Origin of the sequence: Sphingobium sp. SJ10-10, assembly GCF_036038995.2 — a bacterium.
GTDB lineage: Bacteria > Pseudomonadota > Alphaproteobacteria > Sphingomonadales > Sphingomonadaceae > Sphingobium.
In genome coordinates this window covers 1,719,148-1,735,377 of the sequence record NZ_CP158132.1, presented here as the reverse complement: position 1 = coordinate 1,735,377, position 16,230 = coordinate 1,719,148, and the positions used below count along the sequence as shown (strand labels likewise).

The window sequence follows — 16,230 nt, the reverse complement described above, 5'->3', positions numbered from 1 at the left end:
CCTCATCCAACTTCGCCTAAGCGGCTTTGCCGCTAAGGCTGCGTATCCTTCTCCCGCAGGGAGAAGGATTTTGGGGGCGTCCTTCGGGGCGCCCCCTCTTTTCTTTGGGAGGGGCCATGCTGGCGGATCTCAAGGCCTGGTTGCGGATCGGGTCGGATGATGAGGATGGGGTGCTGGAGCGGCTTTTGGGAAGCGCTTCGGGGCTTTGCGAGCAGTTTATCGGGCAGTGGCTGATGGTGCGGGAGGCTTCCGAAACCATCATGGCCGATGGGAGCTGGCAGCGGCTGATGGCGCGGCCGGTGGTGGCGATTTTGGGCGTCGAGGTGGCGGACGTGGCTTTGGCGCCGGAGGCTTATGCGGTCGATATCGATGCTGCGGGGGATGGCTGGGTGCGGGCGCGGCTGGTGGATGGGCCGGGTGCGGTGACGGTGCGGCTTCGGGCCGGGATGGCTGAGGATGCAGAGGGGCTGCCTGAGGCGATCCGGCAGGGGATCGTGCGGCTGGCGGCGGAGCATTTCGCGGCGCGGGATGGAGAGGTGGCGACGCCGCCCGCCGTGGTGAGCGCGCTGTGGCGGCCCTGGCGGCGGATGCGGCTGGCATGATCGAGCGGCTTCGGGCGCTGGTGGTGGAGCGGGTTGAGGCGCGGCGGCGGGGGATCGTCGCGGCGGCGGGCGCGCTTGGCGTTGAGGCGCGGGTCGAGGGCGAGGTGGTGCGGTTGTCCGGGCCTGGGCTCAAGCGACGGTGGATGGGCGATCTGGCGCTGAGGGAAGCGGGAAGGGGGCGGTGATGAGCGCGGAAGTGGCGGTGCGCGGGGTAGTCGTTGCGGCTTTGCGCGGCGATGCGGATTTGATGGCGGGGTTGAATGGGGTGTTCGATGGAACGCCGGGACGGGCCAGCGCGCCTTATGGCGTGGTGGGCGACTGTGTTGCGCTGGATTGGGGCGCGAAGGATGTCGAGGGGCGGGAGCTGACCTTGACCGTCAGCCTGTTCGATGTGGGGGAAAGCCCTTCGCGGCTGGCGGGGTTGTTGGGGCGCGTCGATCCGGTCTTGCGGGCGGTTGGGTCAGCGGAGGGTTGGCGGGTCGTCGGTGCGCGACTGGTCCGGTCGCGCCTGTCGCGGACAGGCGCGCGGGATGGATGGCAGGCGATGGTCGATTATCGGTTGCGTGTCGTGCGCGGCTGACGATCAGGACTTCGAATAGTCCTCGAACTCGCCGATGATCTTGTCCCTATATTCGCTGATCTGGTCGTCCGCGTCGGACTGGGCATCCTTTTCCGACATGCCGGTCGACTTGTCGTCCGCGACGATGGCGGCGCGGAAGGCGGTTTCCTGTGTGCCGCACTGCGCCTTCAGAGAGGCCTGGAAATCACTGAGCGACATCTTCTTGTCTAGTGCGGGCTGAATCTGTTTTTCCAGGCACGCCGAATAGGTCTTGCGGCCGTTGCCGACGGCGTCGCCGCTCTGTGGGGCGGCGGCCAGCAACAGCATCAGGGGGGCGGTCACGAACATTTTGGGCCTCTCTCCATATCCCGAATCTTGCACGGTTTATCTTAGAGGAGAATGCTCCATGGGCGTGGAAAAAGGAAGCGCGTTTCTATTGAAAATAGGGGATGGCGGGGCTCCGGTGGCCTATGCGACGGTCGCTGGAATGCGCACGACGCAGCTATCCGTCAATGGCGAGGCGGTGAACGTCACCAACAAGGATTCGGGCGGCTGGCGCGAGTTGCTGTCGGGCGCGGGCGTGCGGTCGGTGAGCGTGTCGGCGGCGGGGATATTCACCGGATCGGCGGCGGAGGTGCGGCTGCGCAACCATGCGCTGGCGGGAACCATCGAGGATTATGAGCTGAGCTTCGAAAGCGGCGAGAAGATGCGCGGGCGCTTTCTGGTGACGCGGCTCGATTATGCCGGGGATTATAATGGGGAGCGCAATTATGCGCTGAGCCTGGAAAGCAGCGGCGCGGTGGTGTCGCTATGAGCGGGGCCAATGGCGCACGGGGCGAGGCCGCGCTGGAGCTGGGAGGGGAGCGGCTGGTGCTGCGGCCCAGTTTCGCGGCTTTGGTGGCGGCTGAGGAGGAGTTGGGGCCGCTGTTTTCGCTCGTGGAACGCGCGGCGGACGGGAAGCTGTCGCTGGCCGAGATGGCGGGGCTGTTTTGGCATTGTCTGGCGGAGCCGCCGGCCGGGTTGACGCGGGATGCCCTGGGCGAGGCGATCGTGGCGGTGGGGCTGGCGAAGCTGACGCCGGTTTTGCGGGGCATATTGGGCCAGATACTGGGGGGACGATGAGCTTTTTCAAGGCGGCGGCGCGGTTGGCCGGGGTCGCGGGATGGTTGCTCGGGTGGCGGCCGGATGAGTTCTGGCGCTCGACGCCGGTGGAGCTGGAGAGCGTGTTGCGGGCGGCTCGGGGGGAAGAGGAGCCGGAGGTCGGGATGGATCGCGGGGAGTTGGAGAGGTTGAAGGCGGTGATGCCGGATGGCGGGGTGCCTGGGGCACGCCCCCACCCCCAACCCCTCCCCTGAAAGGGAGGGGATTTTTTCTTTCTTTTTCGGATTCGAGGGCGGGATGGACGAGGAGATCGACAATCTGGTCGTGCGGGTGCGGGCGGATACGCAGGGTTTTGCCCGGGATGTCGAGGCCATGCGGGGGGAGTTGGAAGGGCCGCTGGCCGGCGGTGCGGAGCGGGCTGGGCGGCGGATCGAGCAGGGATTGTTGCGGGCGGTTCGGACGGGGCAGTTCGGGTTTGAGGAGCTGAAGGCCATCGCTCTGCGGGTGCTGGACGACATTGCGGCCAGCGCTTTGCGGGCTGGGATGAACAGCATCGGGGGCGATGGCGGGCTGATCGGGTTGGCCGCCTCCGCGCTGGGTTTGCCGGGGCGGGCTACCGGCGGGCCGGTGGCGCCGGGGCGGGCCTATGTCGTGGGAGAGCGGGGGCCGGAGGTCTTTGTGCCGACGGCGAGCGGGCAGGTCGTTCCGCATGGCGGTGGAGGTGCGCGGGACGTGCGGGTGAGTATCGCGGTGCAGGGGCAGGGGGCGGATAACGCCCGATTATTGGTGCGCAGTGCGCGGCAGGTGGCTCGGGCGGTCAGGGGAGCGATTGGCGGATGAGCGGACTTGGGTACTGGCTTGCCGATGTGCGGCGGGGACAGGAGTTGCGGTTCATGAAGCGCTTTGCGCCGACGCATTGGACCGTCAATTTTCCCCGGCCGATGATGGCGAGCGTGGTGACGACCGCGCCGGATGCCCCCTCTGGACCTGGATTGCGCGTGGATGCGGTTTTCTATGGGTCGGGGGATCTGGCGGGGTTGATCTGGGAGGCGGAGGACAAATGGAGTCATCCCCTGCTGGCTTATGAGACGGATCGGGATTTTCGCGACTGCATGCTGCGCTTTCGGTGGCGGAGCGGGGGGCTGCGGCGGCTGGATGAGACGCATGGGCCTACGCTGACCATCGAGGGGCGGGATGCGGAGGGGACGCCGCGGGCCTGGTATGTGCGCTTGTGGAACTATGCGAGCGGTGGGGCGGAAGATGCTGTCATTACGCTGGATTTTTCCAGCGTCAGAAGCGGCTTCCTGTTGAGTGAGGGGGAGGATGTCTGGGCGGGCGATGTGGACCGGATGTTCATCTCGCTCGCCGCGCCGGGTTATGATGCGGGCACTACGGCTTTCGCCGCCGGGGTTGAGGGGTGGTGTGAGCTTTCGGGCATAAGATGCGATGGCGCGGGGTCGGTGCTGCGGGTTGGCGATGTGGTGCTGCCGGAGCATGGGCTGTCGATGGCGACGGGCTATGACGACTGCTTCAACCAGACGCCGGAGCGGATTGTCGCTTCGATCCATGCTCTGGGGTATCGCGGGGACATCAATCATTATGTCGGGATGAGCCATTATTTCCGGCTCGAACCGTTGGGGGGCGGATTTTACATCAGTCTGGCGGGCGGCGTGTTGAATGCGCCTTGCGCGGCCTGGCATGCGGATTTTGCGCGGCAGGCCAAGGCGCTGGGGCTGGGGGTGATCTGGTCGCTTTCCTATGAATTGTTCGATGCGCATTGCTGGAATGACTGGAAGCAGCGGGCCGAGGATGGTGCGCCGGCGCTGACGGGCTGGTCGCCGCCTTCGACTTTGCTCTCGCCCGCGCATGATGGGGCGATGAGCTATTTGCGGTTGGTCGCGGGAGCCTTTGTTTCCATTGGGTTGGCGGCTGAACTGGCGATCAGCTTTCAGGTGGGTGAGCCTTGGTGGTGGGTGATGCCGGATGGGCGCATCTGTCTTTATGACGATGCGGCGCGGGCGGCTTTTGGCGGGGCGCTGGTTTCCATTGCGGATGTCCGGGGGGTCTTGAGCGCGCCTCAAAAGGCTTTGCTGGATCGGGCGGGGGAAGTGTTGGCGGCTTCGACCGCGGCGCTTTGCGGCTGGGTGAAAGGTCTGGCGCCGGGGGCGGTGACGCATTTGCTGGCCTATTTGCCGACCGTGCTCGATCCTTTGGCGCCGGAGGCGAAGCGGGCGAATATGCCCTTGGGATGGGCTTCGCCGGCCTTCGACGTGTTGCAGTTGGAAGATTATGATTGGGTGACGGAGGGGCGCGAGCGGCTCACCGCGCTTGGGGTAGGGCTGGCGGTCGAACGGCTGGGCTATCCGGTTCATGAGCAGCATTATTTTTCGGGCTTCGTGCTGCGCGCGGAGGATGCGGTGCGGTGGCGGGAGATTGCGGCGGCGGCGGACGCGGCGGTGCGGCGGGGGACAGCGGCGACCTTTGTCTGGGCGCTGCCGCAGGTGGCGCGGGACGGCTTTACCTGCTTCCGACTGGATGGGGAGGATGATGTGCAGGCCTTTGATGATGTGGCTTTTCCTTTGGGCGTAGGGCGAGAGGCGAGCGTGGCGCCCGCCTTTTCGACGCAGATCGTGGAGAGCGTGTCCGGGCATGAGCGGAGGAGCAGCGACTGGGCGGATGCGCGGCTGTCTTTCGATGCGGGGCCGGGTGTGCGCTCGGAGGCGGACATGGCGGCGCTGATCGCTTTCTTTCGGGCGCGGCGGGGGGCGGCGCGGGGGTTTCGGTTCAGCGATCCCTATGACGATCGCAGTTGCGGCGTTGGCGAAGTGCCGGGGCCGCTGGATCAGCGACTGGGCCTGGGCGACGGGGTGCGGGTGGAGTTTCCGTTGCAGCGTTTCTATGGCGTTGGCGAGGAGGCGCAGGCGCGGCGGATCACGCGGCCGGTGGCGGGGACCATCCGGGTCGCCGTGGATGGGGTCGAGATGGTCGGCGGCTGGAGTCACTCCGGCCTGGGGGTGATCGCCTTTGATGTGGCTCCGGCGGAGGGCGCCGTGCTGACGGCGGGCTTTCGCTTCGATGTGCCGGTGCGCTTTGCCGAGGATCGGCTGGACATCAATCGGGCGACCTTCGCGGCTGGGGAGGCGCCTTCGGTGCCGTTGGTGGAGATCAGGGAATGAGCGGGCTGGAGGCGTTGGAAAAGCCGCTGGCGACGCTGGCCTTTTGCTGGCGGATCGAGCGGCGGGACGGGGTGACGATTGGCCTCACCAGCCATGATCGCGATCTGGAGATCGGGCATGTCCGCTATCGCGCCGCGCCGGGGATGACGCCTTCCGCCGTGCGGAGCGGGATCACGGTGGAGGGAGCCGACAGCGATGTCGAGGGCGCGCTGGTGGCGGATGCGATCAGCGAGGCGGACCTGATGGCGGGGCGCTGGGACGGGGCTGGGCTGGAATTGCGGCTGACCGAGTGGGGGGCGCCGGGTGAATTGTGGTTGCTGCTGGCGCGGGGGGAGATCGGGGCCGTCACGCGCAAGGCCGGGGCTTTTACGGCGGAGCTGGTGGGGGCGATGGCGGCTTTGAAAGCGCCGGTCGCGCCTTCGACTTCTCCGGATTGCCGGGCGGCGCTGGGGGACCGGCAGTGTCGGGTGGATCTGGCCGGGCGGCGGCGGGTGGTGGCTGTCGAGGATGTCGAGGACGCTGTTGTGGCTGTGTCCGGGCTGGAGGCAGGGGTCTATGCCTTCGGGACTTTGCGTTGGTTGACCGGGGCCAATGGCGGGATCGTGCAGGGGGTGGTCGATAATGATGCGGGTGGCCTGACTTTGGCCGATCCGCCGCCTTTTGCTGTGGAGGTGGGGGCTTTGGCTTTGCTGACCGAGGGGTGTGACCGGCAGTTGGCGACCTGTGCCGGGCGGTTCGGCAATGGGGTGAACTTTCGGGGCGAGCCTTATCTGCCGGGGACGGATTTGCTGACGCGCTATCCGGGGGCGGCTTGAGCGACATTGCGGCGTCGGCTCGGGCGCTGGTGGGGGTGCGCTTTCGCCTGCATGGAAGGACGCCGGAGCGGGGGCTGGATTGCGTGGGGCTGGCGGCGCTGGTGCTGGGGCGGGTGGCGCCGCAGGGTTATGGGCTGCGCTCCGGCGATGAGCGCCAGGCGGCGGACTGGTTGCGGGCGGCGGGCTTGCGGCGGGTCGAGGCGGCGCGGTCCGGCGATCTGGCGCTGGTGCGGCCGGGGCCATTGCAGTTGCATTTGATGATCGTCGTGCCGGGCGGACATGTCCATGCCCATGCGGGCGTGGGGCGCGTGGTGGAGATGCCGGGGGAGTCGCCCTGGCCGGTGCTGGGCCACTGGCGGCCAGAATAGCGGGCCGGAATAGGAGAAAATATGGCGACGATTGTGTTGACCGCCCTTGGCACGGCCATTGGCGGGCCGCTGGGTGGCGCCATTGGCGGGCTGATCGGCAATGCCTTCGATCATGCGGTGCTGTTCAAGCCCAAGGGGGTGGAGGGCAGGCGGCTGACCGAGGTGCAGGTCCAGACCTCCACTTATGGTTCGCAGATACCCAAGCTGTTCGGGACGCTGCGGGTGGCGGGAACGGTGATCTGGGCGACGGACCTCAAGGAAACGAAGCACAAGAGCGGCGGGGGCAAGGGACGGCCCAGCGTTACGACCTACAGCTATTCGGCCAGTTTTGCCGTGGCCTTGTCGGCGCGGGCCGTCCGGTCGGTGCGGCGCATCTGGGCGGACGGCAATCTGCTGCGGGGGGCGGCGGGGGACTTCAAGACGGAATTGGGGGCTTTTCGGCTGCATCTGGGGGGAGAGGATCAGGCGGTCGATCCGTTGATCGCGGCGGCGGAAGGCGTGGAGGTGACGCCGGGGCATCGGGGAATGGCCTATGCGGTGTTCGAGGATCTGGCGCTGACCGATTATGGCAATCGCATTCCTTCGCTGACATTCGAAGTTGAGGCGGACGAGGGAGCGGTTTCGATTGCCGGTCTGGCCGGCGAATTGAGCGGGGGGATGTTGACCGGCGACGGGCTCGGCACGGTCGACGGCATGGCGGCGAGCGGCGCCGATGTGAGCGATGCGCTGGCGCCGCTGGCGGATGCGTTCGACCTTGCCTTCGTGGCGGAAGAGGCCGGATTGCGCCTTCGGGCTTCGGGGACGGAAGGCGAGGCGCGGGTTGGGGGCGTGGGACTGTGCCGGTCGGTCAATGGGCGTGCTTTGGACGGTCTTGAGCGGTCGGGCGGTGCTGCCGATAGCGTGCCGGTGGCTTTGTCGGTGCGCTATTATGATCCGGAGCGGGACTATCAGGCGGGCGTGCAGCGCATCGGCAGGCCTGGGCCGGGGCGGCTGGAGCAGGGGGTGGACCTGCCGGTCGTGCTGTCGGGCGAGAATGCGCGGGCGCTGGCGGCGCGGAAGATGGGGATGGCCTGGACGGGGCGATCGACGATGACATTGCGGTGCGGGTGGGATGCGTTGCGCCATGTACCCGGCGATGTCGTGACGGTCGAAGGCGTGCCGGGCCTTTGGCGGATCGAGGAGCGCGAATGGGAGGCCATGGCTGTGCGGATGGGCCTTCGGCGCGTGCCGGGGGCTGGCGTGGCGATCCCGGCGGGAGCGTCTTCGGGCGCGGTCGTGCGGCAGGCGGACAGGCCGCATGGACCCACGACGCTGATGCTGGCCGACTTGCCGTCGATCAGGGAAGGGCTGGCGACGGCGCCGGTCATCGTGGCGGCGGCGAGCGGGGGCGAAGGGTGGCGCGGCGCGGCGCTTTTCGCGATCGGCGCGACGGGGGAGGCTTCTCCTGTCGGGCGGACGGCGGGCCGGGCGGTGATGGGCCTTGTGGACGCGGCACTGCCTGCGGGAAGCGCGACGTTGGTCGATGGCATCCATGCCGTTCAGGTCACGCTGTTGGCGGACGACATGGAATTGAACGGGGCGGATGAGGCGGCCCTGGCGTTGGGCCGCAATCTGTGTCTGGTCGGGCGGGAGCTGATCCAGTTCACCCATGTCGTTCAGACTGGTGCGGCGAGTTTTCGGCTGGAAGGACTGCGGCGGGGATTGTTCGGAACCGAATGGGCGATGGCGTCGCATGCGGAGGGAGAGGATTTCCTGCTGCTGGAGGAGGACCGGCTGGCCGAGCCGCTTGCCGCTTATGGCGGCGTGCCGGAGATCGGCGGCGGCATCCGCATCGCGGCGATCGGGGTGGGAGACAGTGAGCCGAGCGATGCGCTGTTGACGATCACCGGGGAGGCCGTGGTGCCGCCCTCTCCGGTCCATGTGACGGCGCGGGCCGATGGCGCGGGCGGCTGGATCATCGGCTGGACGAGGCGGAGCAGGAACGGGTGGCGCTGGACCAGCGGGACCGATGTGCCCTTGGGCGAGGACCGGGAGAGGTACGAACTGCGTTTGTGGGCGGGCGCGATTGAATTGCGCCGGATCGTCACGGATCAGTCCGTCTGGACCTATGACGCGGCGGCGGTGGCCGAAGATATGGGTGCGGGGGAACTGGCGGTGGAGGTGCGGCAGATCGGCTCCTATGCGTTGGGACGGGCTGCACGCATCGTTCTGGCCGGCTGATCGGCGCCTTCCTTTCTAACGAAAAAGGACAATCGAATCATGACGATGGACTCGACTTTCCGTTGGGCCTTGCCCCACCTTTTTGCCGGGCAGGCGCAGAAGGAGCTTTTCCACAATGAGGCGCTAACCCGGATCGACATGCTGCTGCATGGCGCGGTGGAAAGCGCGGATGAGGACGTGCCGCCGGCTTCGCCTGCGGTCGGTGCCTGCTGGATCGTGGCGGTGGGTGCTTCCGGGGCGTGGGAAGGGCAGGACGGAGCCTTGGCCTGCTGGACCGATGGGGGGTGGCGCTTTGCCGCTCCGCGTGTGGGGCTTTCGCTATGGGTCGCGGACAGGGGGCACGTCATGCAGCATGACGGCGTGGACTGGCATGATTCCGGCGTGCGGGGGGATGGATTTTACGTCGATGGCGCGCGGGTCGTGGGAGCGCAGGCGGCAGCGATAACCGATCCATCGGGAGGTGCGACTGTCGATGCGGAAGCCCGGTCCGCCCTCGCGGCAATTCTGGGCGCGTTGCGGGCGCATGGTTTGATCGGGCTCTGATAGAGGGGCTGATCGGATCGTGACTTTGGTGTGTCCGCCTTTTACCAGAAAGCGCTGGCGAATTAGCTTTGCAGGAGGGGTAACGGCGCTCACTGCGTTATTTTTGCAACAGTTTTACCAATTGTGGACTTGCCATGAAACTTTCTAGCCGATACAGGGTTTCAGCAGTCCTTCGTGACAATTTTGAAAGGGGAATTCAGATGCGGAAGCTTGCCCTCGCGGCTGTGCTTGCGACCAGCGCCTTGGCCACCCCGGCTCTGGCGCGTGACAATAGCTGGTATGTCGGTATCGACTCCGGCGTTGTGCTCGTCGAAGATCAGGACATCACTTTCACCCCCGGTAATGGCGGTGCCGCCAGCAACACGCTTGCCGGTGTGGACTACCACAAGGGCTGGGATGGCGATGCCAATATCGGCTATGACTTCGGCGGTTTCCGTCTGGAAGCCGAGGCCGCTTACAAGCGCGCCAAGGTCGATCTGGACAAGAGCGGCTTCGGCGGCGCGGCTTCGGCCCTGTCCTTCATGCTGAACGGTTTGCTGGACTTCGGTCCCGATGACGGCCTGCAGGGCTTCGTCGGCGGCGGTGTCGGCGTCTCGCGCGGCAAGCTGGCCAATGACACTGTCAACGATTCCGACACCGGCTTCGCCTGGCAGGCGATCGCGGGCGTTCGCTATCCGCTGACCAACCATGTCGACGTCTCGCTGAAGTATCGCTTCTTCAACCAGGACGATATCAAGCTGGTCCCGGCCTACACCACCATCGGTGGCCCCGCCGGTTCGTCGGTTGACACCAAGCTGCGCACCCACAGCCTGCTGCTGGGTCTGACCTACAACTTCGGTGGTGAACCGGCTGCTCCGCCGCCGCCTCCGCCGCCGCCGCCGCCGCCCCCGCCCCCGCCTCCTCCGCCTCCTCCTCCGGTGGCTGAGTGCAGCCCTGGGCCGTACATCGTCTTCTTCGAATGGGACAAGTCGGACATCACGCCTGACGCTGCCACCATCTTGGACAACGCGGTTTCGGCCTACAGCAACTGCGGCAGCGCCCAGGTCATGCTGGCGGGCTATGCGGACCGTTCGGGTTCGTCCTCGTACAACGTCGGTCTGTCGCAGCGTCGTGCTGACGGCGTCAAGGCTTACATCTCGTCGAAGGGCATCCCTGATGGCGTGATCACGACCCAGGCGTTCGGTGAATCGAACCCCCGCGTCGAAACCGCCGACGGCGTTCGCGAACTGCAGAACCGTCGCGTGGAAATCACCTACGGTCCGGGTTCGGGTCAGTAAGATTTTCCGTCCTTCGGGATGGAAGAGGATTGAGGGGCTGGTCGGAAGACCGGCCCCTTTTTCTATGCGGCTCTCATTTATATGGCTGGGTCGCCGTTCCGGCTGATTTGCGACTGGGTTATTCAGCGCGAAAGTCGGAAAGCGAATGACATTTTGGATCGCTTGGGCAACAAAAAGCCGTCATGCGGCGTTCGCCTCGCAGCATTCTTCTCGGGAGTTTGTTCATCATGAAAATTGCCGCAATCCTCTGGGCATTGCCGATGGCTGTCCTGGTGTCGGGCTGTGTCACTGGTTCGTCCGCGAAGGCGCCTGCCGCTGATGCTGCTGCGCCGATGGCCCACGCGAAGCTGCTCGCGGCGGATGGATCCGCGCGAGGTGAGGCTATGGTGACGCAGGCGGCAGATGGCCTGCATGTCGTCGTACACGCGCAAGGGCTGACGCCGGGCATGCATGCCGTGCATGTCCATACCACCGGAGCCTGTACGCCGCCCGACTTTGCAAGTGCGGGTGGTCATTGGAATCCGACAGGACATAAGCATGGGAAGGATAATCCGGATGGCATGCATATGGGCGATATGCCCAACATGATTGCTGGCGCGGATGGCGCGGGCGAGATGGAATATGTCATTCCGGGCGGAACCATCAGTGGGGGAGCAACGCCCTTGCTGGATAGCGATGGCGCGGCGGTCGTCATCCATGCGCAGGCCGATGACAACAAGACCGATCCTGCGGGCAATGCCGGTGGGCGCGTTGCTTGCGGCATATGGTCGGCGGGATAACCTATGCGGGGGCGCGGCTGAATGTCGCGCCCGCCGAGGCATAGACATTGAAGCGAGTCACGCGCCTTGATTCACTGCTTTGCAGGCTGGAAGGAGGCGAAGGGACTCCGTCCGGGATCGGTTGAATGTCGATTGGCCCTACGGCGTCTGAATATCGGCCCGATAGCGTTCGATCACATGATAGGTCGAACCTGCCTGGCCGAGATGGCTTTCATACAGGGCGAATGCATCGACGGTGAAGGGCGCGCTTGCAAAAGCGGCATGGAGGGCCATGAACGTCTCCATGGGACCGGCTGTCCGGCCGAAACGGGCCAAGGTGACATGAGGGAAATAGCTTCGATTGTCCGGTGAGAGGCCGGTATGGATACAGGCGCGGTCGACCTTCTGATGAAGCTGGGCGAGAGCATCGCGTGGCTGTACGCCCGCCCAGAGTGTATGGATTTGGCCCTTGCGGTCGAAACAGCCGATGCCGCCAAGGGCGACCTCGAACGGTGAAAAGCGGATATTGCCGAGCGCGTCGATCAGATCATTGGTCCGGTGACGGTCCACTTCGCCCACGAAGCGCAGGGTGAGGTGCAACTGGTCGTCATGCTGCCAGCGCGCACCCATGATGCCGCTCATCAGGGCGAGCAGTCCGTTGCGGATATCGGCTGGCGGGCGGATGGCGACGAACAGGCGATGCATGATCTTTCTATAGCTGTTCTGCCGCGATAAGTCAGGTTGCGCTCTGTGCTTGAATTGAGGGCGCGATGAGCCGATAATGAGGGGGCCGGCCGCACTGATGCCGGTGAAGGAGATTATCTCATGGCCAATTGGTCCGATCCGCGTTCCGACGTTGCGGGTTTTGGCGGCACGACCGTTGCGCGCGGGGAGGCGTTCGACGCTGGCCTGCGCAGTTATATGCTGTCGGTCTACAATTATATGGCGAGCGGCGTGCTGCTGACCGGTCTGGTCGCGATGCTGTTCGCGTCGAGCGGCCTTGCCTATCAGATCCTGGCTGGGCCCGGCATCCTGAAATATGTCATCATGTTCGCGCCATTGCTGTTCGTGATGACCATGAGCTTTGGCATCAACCGCTTGTCGACTTTCGCGATGCAGGCGATGTTCTGGGCCTATGCCGCGGTGATGGGGCTGTCGCTCTCGTCCATCCTGCTCGTCTATACCGGCACCTCGGTCGCGCAGACCTTCTTCGCGACGGCGGCGGCTTTTGCGGGCCTCAGCCTCTGGGGTTATACGACGAAGCGTGACCTTTCGGGTCTCGGCACCTTCCTCATCATGGGTGTCGTCGGTCTGCTGGTCGCCAGCCTCATCAACCTGTTCTTCCGGTCGAGCGCGATGAATCTGGTGATCAGCTTCATCGGCGTACTGCTGTTCGCGGGCCTGACGGCTTATGACACGCAGAAGATCAAGAGCATCTATGCCCAAGTCGCGGGTACGGACATGATGGGCAAGTCGGTGGTGATGGGCGCGCTGAACCTCTATCTCGACTTCATCAACATGTTCCTGTTCCTGCTGCGCTTCATGGGCAGCCAGCGCAACTGAAACTGAAGACAGTCTATGCCAAGACAGGGAAAGGCCCGGCGGAGCGATCCGCCGGGCCTTTTGCTTCAGGCCGGTTTCTGCATTTCCGCGATCAGGGCGTTGTCCAGTTCCTTCTGCCGCTTATAAGCCGGGCGTTCCCGCAGGCGGGCGGCATAGGCTTCGAAGGCCGGACGGCTGGGGATCGTGCCGAAGCTGAGACCCCAATCGACCTGCGCGCCGACATAGACGTCGGCGGCGGTGAACTGATCGCCGCAAATCCAGGCTGGGCCGGAAACGGCGCTTTCCAGAGCATCGATCGCGTGGTCGAATGTGCCATAGCCCGCCATGCGCTCGCGGCCTTCGGGAACGACAAAGCCGAGTGCCTTGTTGGTGATGGCGGCCTCGACCGGCCCCGCCGCGAAGAAGAGCCAGCGATAATAGTCGGCACGGTTGCCCGTGGAGGGCGCAAGGCCTGCGGCAGGGAAAGCGTCCGCCAGATAGGCGCAGATGGCGGCGCATTCCGTCACCACTTTGCCGGCATGGACGATAGCCGGAACCTTGCCCATGGGGTTGATCGCCAGATAATTGGCGGACTTCATGCCGTTCTCGCCATAGTCCAGCACCACCATCTCATAGGGCTGGCCGACTTCCTCCAGCATCCAGCGGACGATCTGCCCGCGCGACATGGGGTTGGTGTAGAAGGTGATTGCATTTGGCATCACGACTCTCCCGCTATTGGCCTCTGGCGCCTTTTGTGCCCTTTGGGGAGTGATCCGCAAAGCTTTTGCGTGGGCATGAAGGGGTCACGGAACTGGAGAGGGCCGAAGATCAGGATAGCCTTGGTCTGGATCAGGCCATCCCGGTCCGTCCAGTAGCCTCATATGACAAGGGCGACCCTATGCTATGGGCCGCTCTTGATCATTCGTTACCGCTGGATGCGCCAGGCTTATTTCGTGGATTCCGCAGGCTTCGCCTTGCTACCCTTCTTGCCCTTTTTGGGAGCCGCCGGGGTGATTTCGAAGGCGAGGGCGTCGTCCTTCAACCGGACATGGACCTCGCCGCCATGGACGAGCTTACCGAACAGCAGTTCCTCGGCCAGCGGCTGCTTGATCTTCTCCTGCATCAGGCGGCCCATCGGACGCGCACCATAGAGCTTGTCATAGCCGCGCTTGGTGAGCCAGGCCTTGGCCTCGTCGTCCAGGGTGATGTGGACGTCGCGGTCGGCCAGTTGCAGTTCGAGCTGGAGCACGAACTTGTCGATGACCCGCGCCACGATTTCCGGCGGCAGATAGCCGAAGGGCACGATCGCATCGAGGCGGTTGCGGAATTCGGGGGTGAAGAGCTTCTTCACCGCATCTTCCTGCACATCCTCGCGGGTGAACTCGCCAAAGCCGATGCTCTCCTTCGCCATGTCCGATGCACCGGCATTGGTGGTCATGATGAGGATGGTGTTGCGGAAATCCACCGACTTGCCATGGTGATCGGTCAGGCGGCCATTGTCCATCACCTGCAACAATATGTTGAACAGGTCAGGGTGAGCCTTTTCGACCTCATCGAGCAGCAGTACGCAGTGCGGATTCTGGTCGACCGCATCGGTCAGCAGGCCGCCCTGGTCATAGCCGACATAGCCCGGAGGCGCGCCGATCAGGCGGCTGACCGAGTGCCGTTCCATATATTCCGACATGTCGAACCGCTGGAGCGGGATGCCGAGCAGATGGGCGAGCTGACGCGCGACCTCCGTCTTGCCGACGCCGGTAGGGCCGGAGAAGAGATAGTTGCCGATCGGCTTGTCCGGATCGCGCAGGCCCGCCCGTGACAGCTTGATCGCGCTGGACAGGACTTCGATTGCCCGGTTCTGGCCGAAGACGACGCGCTTCAAATCCGTGTCGAGCGTTTCCAGCACCGATTTGTCGTCCGCCGAGACGGTCTTGGGAGGGATGCGAGCCATGGTCGCGATGACCTGTTCGATCTCCTTGGGGGTGATCGTCTTCTTGCGCTTGCTGGGCACGACCAGCATCTGCATTGCGCCGACCTCGTCGATCACGTCGATTGCCTTGTCGGGCAGCTTGCGGTCATTGATGTAGCGCGCCGACAGTTCCACTGCCGCCTTGATCGCGTCGGGGGTGTATTTGACGTTGTGATGCTCCTCGAAGGCGCTGCGCAGCCCGGCGAGAATCTTGATCGTGTCCTCGATCGTGGGTTCGTTGACGTCGATCTTCTGGAACCGGCGCAACAGAGCGCGGTCCTTCTCGAAATGGTTGCGGAACTCCTTGTAGGTGGTCGAGCCGATGCAGCGGATCGTGCCGCCCGACAGGGCGGGTTTCAGCAGGTTCGATGCATCCATCGCGCCGCCAGAGGTAGCGCCCGCGCCGATGACGGTGTGGATCTCATCGATGAAGAGAACCGCGTGGGGCATTTTTTCCAGCTCGGTCACGACCGCTTTCAGCCGTTCCTCGAAATCGCCGCGATAGCGGGTGCCGGCCAGCAGCGCCCCCATGTCGAGCGAGTAGATCACCGCTTCCTTCAGGACATCGGGAACCTCGCCCTCGACGATCTTGCGTGCCAGACCTTCCGCGATGGCGGTCTTACCCACGCCCGGATCGCCCACATAAAGCGGGTTGTTCTTCGACCGCCGGCAGAGGATCTGGATCGTCCGGTCGACTTCGGATGCGCGGCCGATCAGCGGGTCAACCTTGCCCCGCGCCGCCTTTTCATTGAGGTTGACGGTGAACTGCTCCAAGGCACTGTCCTTCTTGCCCTTGCTGTCCTGCACCTTCTTTTCCTCTTCCTGAGCGCCCTTGGTCTCGCGCTGCTCAGGGATGGCCGTGCCCTTGCCGACGCCGTGGCTGATGTAGCTGACCGCATCCAGGCGGCTCATGTCCTGCTGCTGGAGGAAGTATACGGCATAGCTTTCCCGCTCGGAAAAGAGCGCGACGAGGACGTTGGCGCCCGTCACTTCATCTTTGCCGGAGGATTGGACGTGCAGGATCGCGCGCTGGACCACCCGCTGGAAGCCGCTGGTGGGGGAGGGGTCGCTGGCCCCTTCGACCTTCAGGCTGTCCAGTTCGGAGTCGAGATATTGCGTCACGGCGTCGCTCAACTCGCCAAGTTCCACGCCGCAGGCCTGCATCACCTTCGACGCATGTTCATCGTCGATCAGCGCGAGCAGCAGATGCTCCAGCGTCGCATATTCGTGACGACGCTCTGAAGCGTGGGTCAGCGCATTATGCAGGGTGGTTTCAAGGGCGGGTGCGAAAGATGGCATGTCT

19 protein-coding genes are annotated in these 16,230 nt (G+C 64.8%); 15 read left to right on the top strand and 4 right to left on the bottom strand.

Annotation, left to right across the window (positions count from 1 at the left end; genetic code table 11):
• The first annotated feature begins 116 nt into the window (after positions 1-116).
• From VVT58_RS08315 to VVT58_RS08305, 3 genes are read left to right on the top strand one after another with little or no spacing between them, the layout of a single operon-like run.
• Complete coding sequence (locus tag VVT58_RS08315) at positions 117-602, top strand: phage head-tail connector protein (RefSeq protein ID WP_327753415.1); 486 nt, start codon at positions 117-119, stop codon at positions 600-602.
• Positions 599-787 carry a hypothetical protein gene (locus VVT58_RS08310; protein WP_327753416.1) on the top strand — a complete coding sequence of 63 codons (189 nt, stop codon included), beginning with the start codon at positions 599-601 and terminating at the stop codon, positions 785-787. The genes VVT58_RS08315 and VVT58_RS08310 overlap by 4 nt, the downstream gene beginning before the upstream one ends.
• Positions 787-1,182 carry a DUF3168 domain-containing protein gene (locus VVT58_RS08305; RefSeq protein WP_327753417.1) on the top strand — a complete coding sequence of 132 codons (396 nt, stop codon included), beginning with the start codon at positions 787-789 and terminating at the stop codon, positions 1,180-1,182. Before VVT58_RS08310 ends, VVT58_RS08305 begins: the two co-directional genes overlap by 1 nt.
• A gap of 3 nt (positions 1,183-1,185) precedes the next feature.
• Here the strand turns inward: VVT58_RS08305 and VVT58_RS08300 are convergent, their stop codons facing one another.
• The gene (locus VVT58_RS08300; protein WP_066555616.1) at positions 1,186-1,509 is read right to left on the bottom strand and encodes a hypothetical protein; all 324 of its coding nucleotides are present in this window, start codon (positions 1,507-1,509) and stop codon (positions 1,186-1,188) included.
• Positions 1,510-1,567: 58 nt separating this feature from the next.
• Between VVT58_RS08300 and VVT58_RS08295 the strand changes: the two genes are divergently transcribed.
• From VVT58_RS08295 to VVT58_RS08245, 11 genes are all read left to right on the top strand, one after another.
• Positions 1,568-1,975 (top strand): phage tail tube protein, encoded by a 408-nt coding sequence (locus VVT58_RS08295; RefSeq protein ID WP_066555617.1) that lies wholly within the window; start codon positions 1,568-1,570, stop codon positions 1,973-1,975.
• The gene (locus tag VVT58_RS08290; protein WP_327753418.1) at positions 1,972-2,283 is read left to right on the top strand and encodes a gene transfer agent family protein; all 312 of its coding nucleotides are present in this window, start codon (positions 1,972-1,974) and stop codon (positions 2,281-2,283) included. Before VVT58_RS08295 ends, VVT58_RS08290 begins: the two co-directional genes overlap by 4 nt.
• Entirely contained in the window at positions 2,280-2,516 is a 237-nt protein-coding gene (locus VVT58_RS08285) for a phage tail assembly chaperone (RefSeq protein WP_066555623.1), read from the top strand. The genes VVT58_RS08290 and VVT58_RS08285 overlap by 4 nt, the downstream gene beginning before the upstream one ends.
• A 43-nt stretch (positions 2,517-2,559) precedes the next feature.
• Entirely contained in the window at positions 2,560-3,102 is a 543-nt protein-coding gene (locus VVT58_RS08280) for a tail tape measure protein (RefSeq protein WP_327753420.1), read from the top strand.
• On the top strand, positions 3,099-5,438 hold the full coding sequence (locus VVT58_RS08275) for a DUF2460 domain-containing protein (protein WP_327753421.1): 2,340 nt from the start codon (positions 3,099-3,101) through the stop codon (positions 5,436-5,438). The genes VVT58_RS08280 and VVT58_RS08275 overlap by 4 nt, the downstream gene beginning before the upstream one ends.
• Positions 5,435-6,253 carry a DUF2163 domain-containing protein gene (locus VVT58_RS08270; RefSeq protein WP_327753422.1) on the top strand — a complete coding sequence of 273 codons (819 nt, stop codon included), beginning with the start codon at positions 5,435-5,437 and terminating at the stop codon, positions 6,251-6,253. The genes VVT58_RS08275 and VVT58_RS08270 overlap by 4 nt, the downstream gene beginning before the upstream one ends.
• Positions 6,250-6,621: a peptidoglycan endopeptidase gene (locus VVT58_RS08265; protein ID WP_327753423.1), complete on the top strand. Its 372-nt coding sequence runs from the start codon at positions 6,250-6,252 to the stop codon at positions 6,619-6,621. The genes VVT58_RS08270 and VVT58_RS08265 overlap by 4 nt, the downstream gene beginning before the upstream one ends.
• Positions 6,622-6,642: 21 nt before the next feature.
• Positions 6,643-8,841, top strand: coding sequence for a phage tail protein (locus tag VVT58_RS08260; protein ID WP_327753424.1), 2,199 nt, complete (start codon positions 6,643-6,645; stop codon positions 8,839-8,841).
• A gap of 39 nt (positions 8,842-8,880) precedes the next feature.
• On the top strand, positions 8,881-9,384 hold the full coding sequence (locus tag VVT58_RS08255) for a DUF2793 domain-containing protein (RefSeq protein ID WP_327753425.1): 504 nt from the start codon (positions 8,881-8,883) through the stop codon (positions 9,382-9,384).
• Between the two features lie 200 nt (positions 9,385-9,584).
• Positions 9,585-10,661, top strand: a complete 1,077-nt coding sequence (locus VVT58_RS08250) for an OmpA family protein (RefSeq protein ID WP_327753426.1) — start codon at positions 9,585-9,587, stop codon at positions 10,659-10,661.
• 227 nt (positions 10,662-10,888) lie between these two features.
• Positions 10,889-11,440 (top strand): superoxide dismutase family protein, encoded by a 552-nt coding sequence (locus tag VVT58_RS08245; RefSeq protein WP_327753427.1) that lies wholly within the window; start codon positions 10,889-10,891, stop codon positions 11,438-11,440.
• Positions 11,441-11,578: 138 nt separating this feature from the next.
• Here the strand turns inward: VVT58_RS08245 and thpR are convergent, their stop codons facing one another.
• Positions 11,579-12,124 carry an RNA 2',3'-cyclic phosphodiesterase gene (gene thpR, locus VVT58_RS08240; protein ID WP_327753428.1) on the bottom strand — a complete coding sequence of 182 codons (546 nt, stop codon included), beginning with the start codon at positions 12,122-12,124 and terminating at the stop codon, positions 11,579-11,581.
• A 120-nt stretch (positions 12,125-12,244) separates the two neighbouring features.
• On the opposite strand from thpR, the gene VVT58_RS08235 reads away from it, so the two are divergent.
• Complete coding sequence (locus VVT58_RS08235; RefSeq protein ID WP_327753429.1) at positions 12,245-12,982, top strand: Bax inhibitor-1/YccA family protein; 738 nt, start codon at positions 12,245-12,247, stop codon at positions 12,980-12,982.
• A 65-nt stretch (positions 12,983-13,047) separates the two neighbouring features.
• Here VVT58_RS08235 and VVT58_RS08230 read toward each other — a convergent pair whose 3' ends face one another.
• Positions 13,048-13,680 carry a glutathione S-transferase gene (locus VVT58_RS08230; protein ID WP_327753430.1) on the bottom strand — a complete coding sequence of 211 codons (633 nt, stop codon included), beginning with the start codon at positions 13,678-13,680 and terminating at the stop codon, positions 13,048-13,050.
• 227 nt (positions 13,681-13,907) lie between these two features.
• Positions 13,908-16,226, bottom strand: coding sequence for an ATP-dependent Clp protease ATP-binding subunit ClpA (clpA, locus tag VVT58_RS08225; protein WP_066555647.1), 2,319 nt, complete (start codon positions 16,224-16,226; stop codon positions 13,908-13,910).
• Positions 16,227-16,230: the final 4 nt, after the last annotated feature.

Excerpts from the sequence above, each read along its gene's own strand:
- VVT58_RS08260 (WP_327753424.1), top strand. The coding sequence starts at position 6,643 with ATGGCGACGATTGTGTTGACCGCCCTTGGCACGGCCATTGGCGGGCCG.
- VVT58_RS08280 (WP_327753420.1), top strand. The coding sequence starts at position 2,560 with ATGGACGAGGAGATCGACAATCTGGTCGTGCGGGTGCGGGCGGATACG.
- VVT58_RS08315 (WP_327753415.1), top strand. The coding sequence starts at position 117 with ATGCTGGCGGATCTCAAGGCCTGGTTGCGGATCGGGTCGGATGATGAG.
- clpA (WP_066555647.1), bottom strand. The coding sequence starts at position 16,226 with ATGCCATCTTTCGCACCCGCCCTTGAAACCACCCTGCATAATGCGCTG.
- VVT58_RS08235 (WP_327753429.1), top strand. The coding sequence starts at position 12,245 with ATGGCCAATTGGTCCGATCCGCGTTCCGACGTTGCGGGTTTTGGCGGC.
- VVT58_RS08310 (WP_327753416.1), top strand. The coding sequence starts at position 599 with ATGATCGAGCGGCTTCGGGCGCTGGTGGTGGAGCGGGTTGAGGCGCGG.
- VVT58_RS08230 (WP_327753430.1), bottom strand. The coding sequence starts at position 13,680 with ATGCCAAATGCAATCACCTTCTACACCAACCCCATGTCGCGCGGGCAG.
- VVT58_RS08300 (WP_066555616.1), bottom strand. The coding sequence starts at position 1,509 with ATGTTCGTGACCGCCCCCCTGATGCTGTTGCTGGCCGCCGCCCCACAG.
- VVT58_RS08245 (WP_327753427.1), top strand. The coding sequence starts at position 10,889 with ATGAAAATTGCCGCAATCCTCTGGGCATTGCCGATGGCTGTCCTGGTG.
- VVT58_RS08305 (WP_327753417.1), top strand. The coding sequence starts at position 787 with ATGAGCGCGGAAGTGGCGGTGCGCGGGGTAGTCGTTGCGGCTTTGCGC.
- VVT58_RS08290 (WP_327753418.1), top strand. The coding sequence starts at position 1,972 with ATGAGCGGGGCCAATGGCGCACGGGGCGAGGCCGCGCTGGAGCTGGGA.
- VVT58_RS08295 (WP_066555617.1), top strand. The coding sequence starts at position 1,568 with ATGGGCGTGGAAAAAGGAAGCGCGTTTCTATTGAAAATAGGGGATGGC.
- VVT58_RS08285 (WP_066555623.1), top strand. The coding sequence starts at position 2,280 with ATGAGCTTTTTCAAGGCGGCGGCGCGGTTGGCCGGGGTCGCGGGATGG.
- VVT58_RS08275 (WP_327753421.1), top strand. The coding sequence starts at position 3,099 with ATGAGCGGACTTGGGTACTGGCTTGCCGATGTGCGGCGGGGACAGGAG.
- VVT58_RS08270 (WP_327753422.1), top strand. The coding sequence starts at position 5,435 with ATGAGCGGGCTGGAGGCGTTGGAAAAGCCGCTGGCGACGCTGGCCTTT.
- VVT58_RS08255 (WP_327753425.1), top strand. The coding sequence starts at position 8,881 with ATGACGATGGACTCGACTTTCCGTTGGGCCTTGCCCCACCTTTTTGCC.
- VVT58_RS08250 (WP_327753426.1), top strand. The coding sequence starts at position 9,585 with ATGCGGAAGCTTGCCCTCGCGGCTGTGCTTGCGACCAGCGCCTTGGCC.
- thpR (WP_327753428.1), bottom strand. The coding sequence starts at position 12,124 with ATGCATCGCCTGTTCGTCGCCATCCGCCCGCCAGCCGATATCCGCAAC.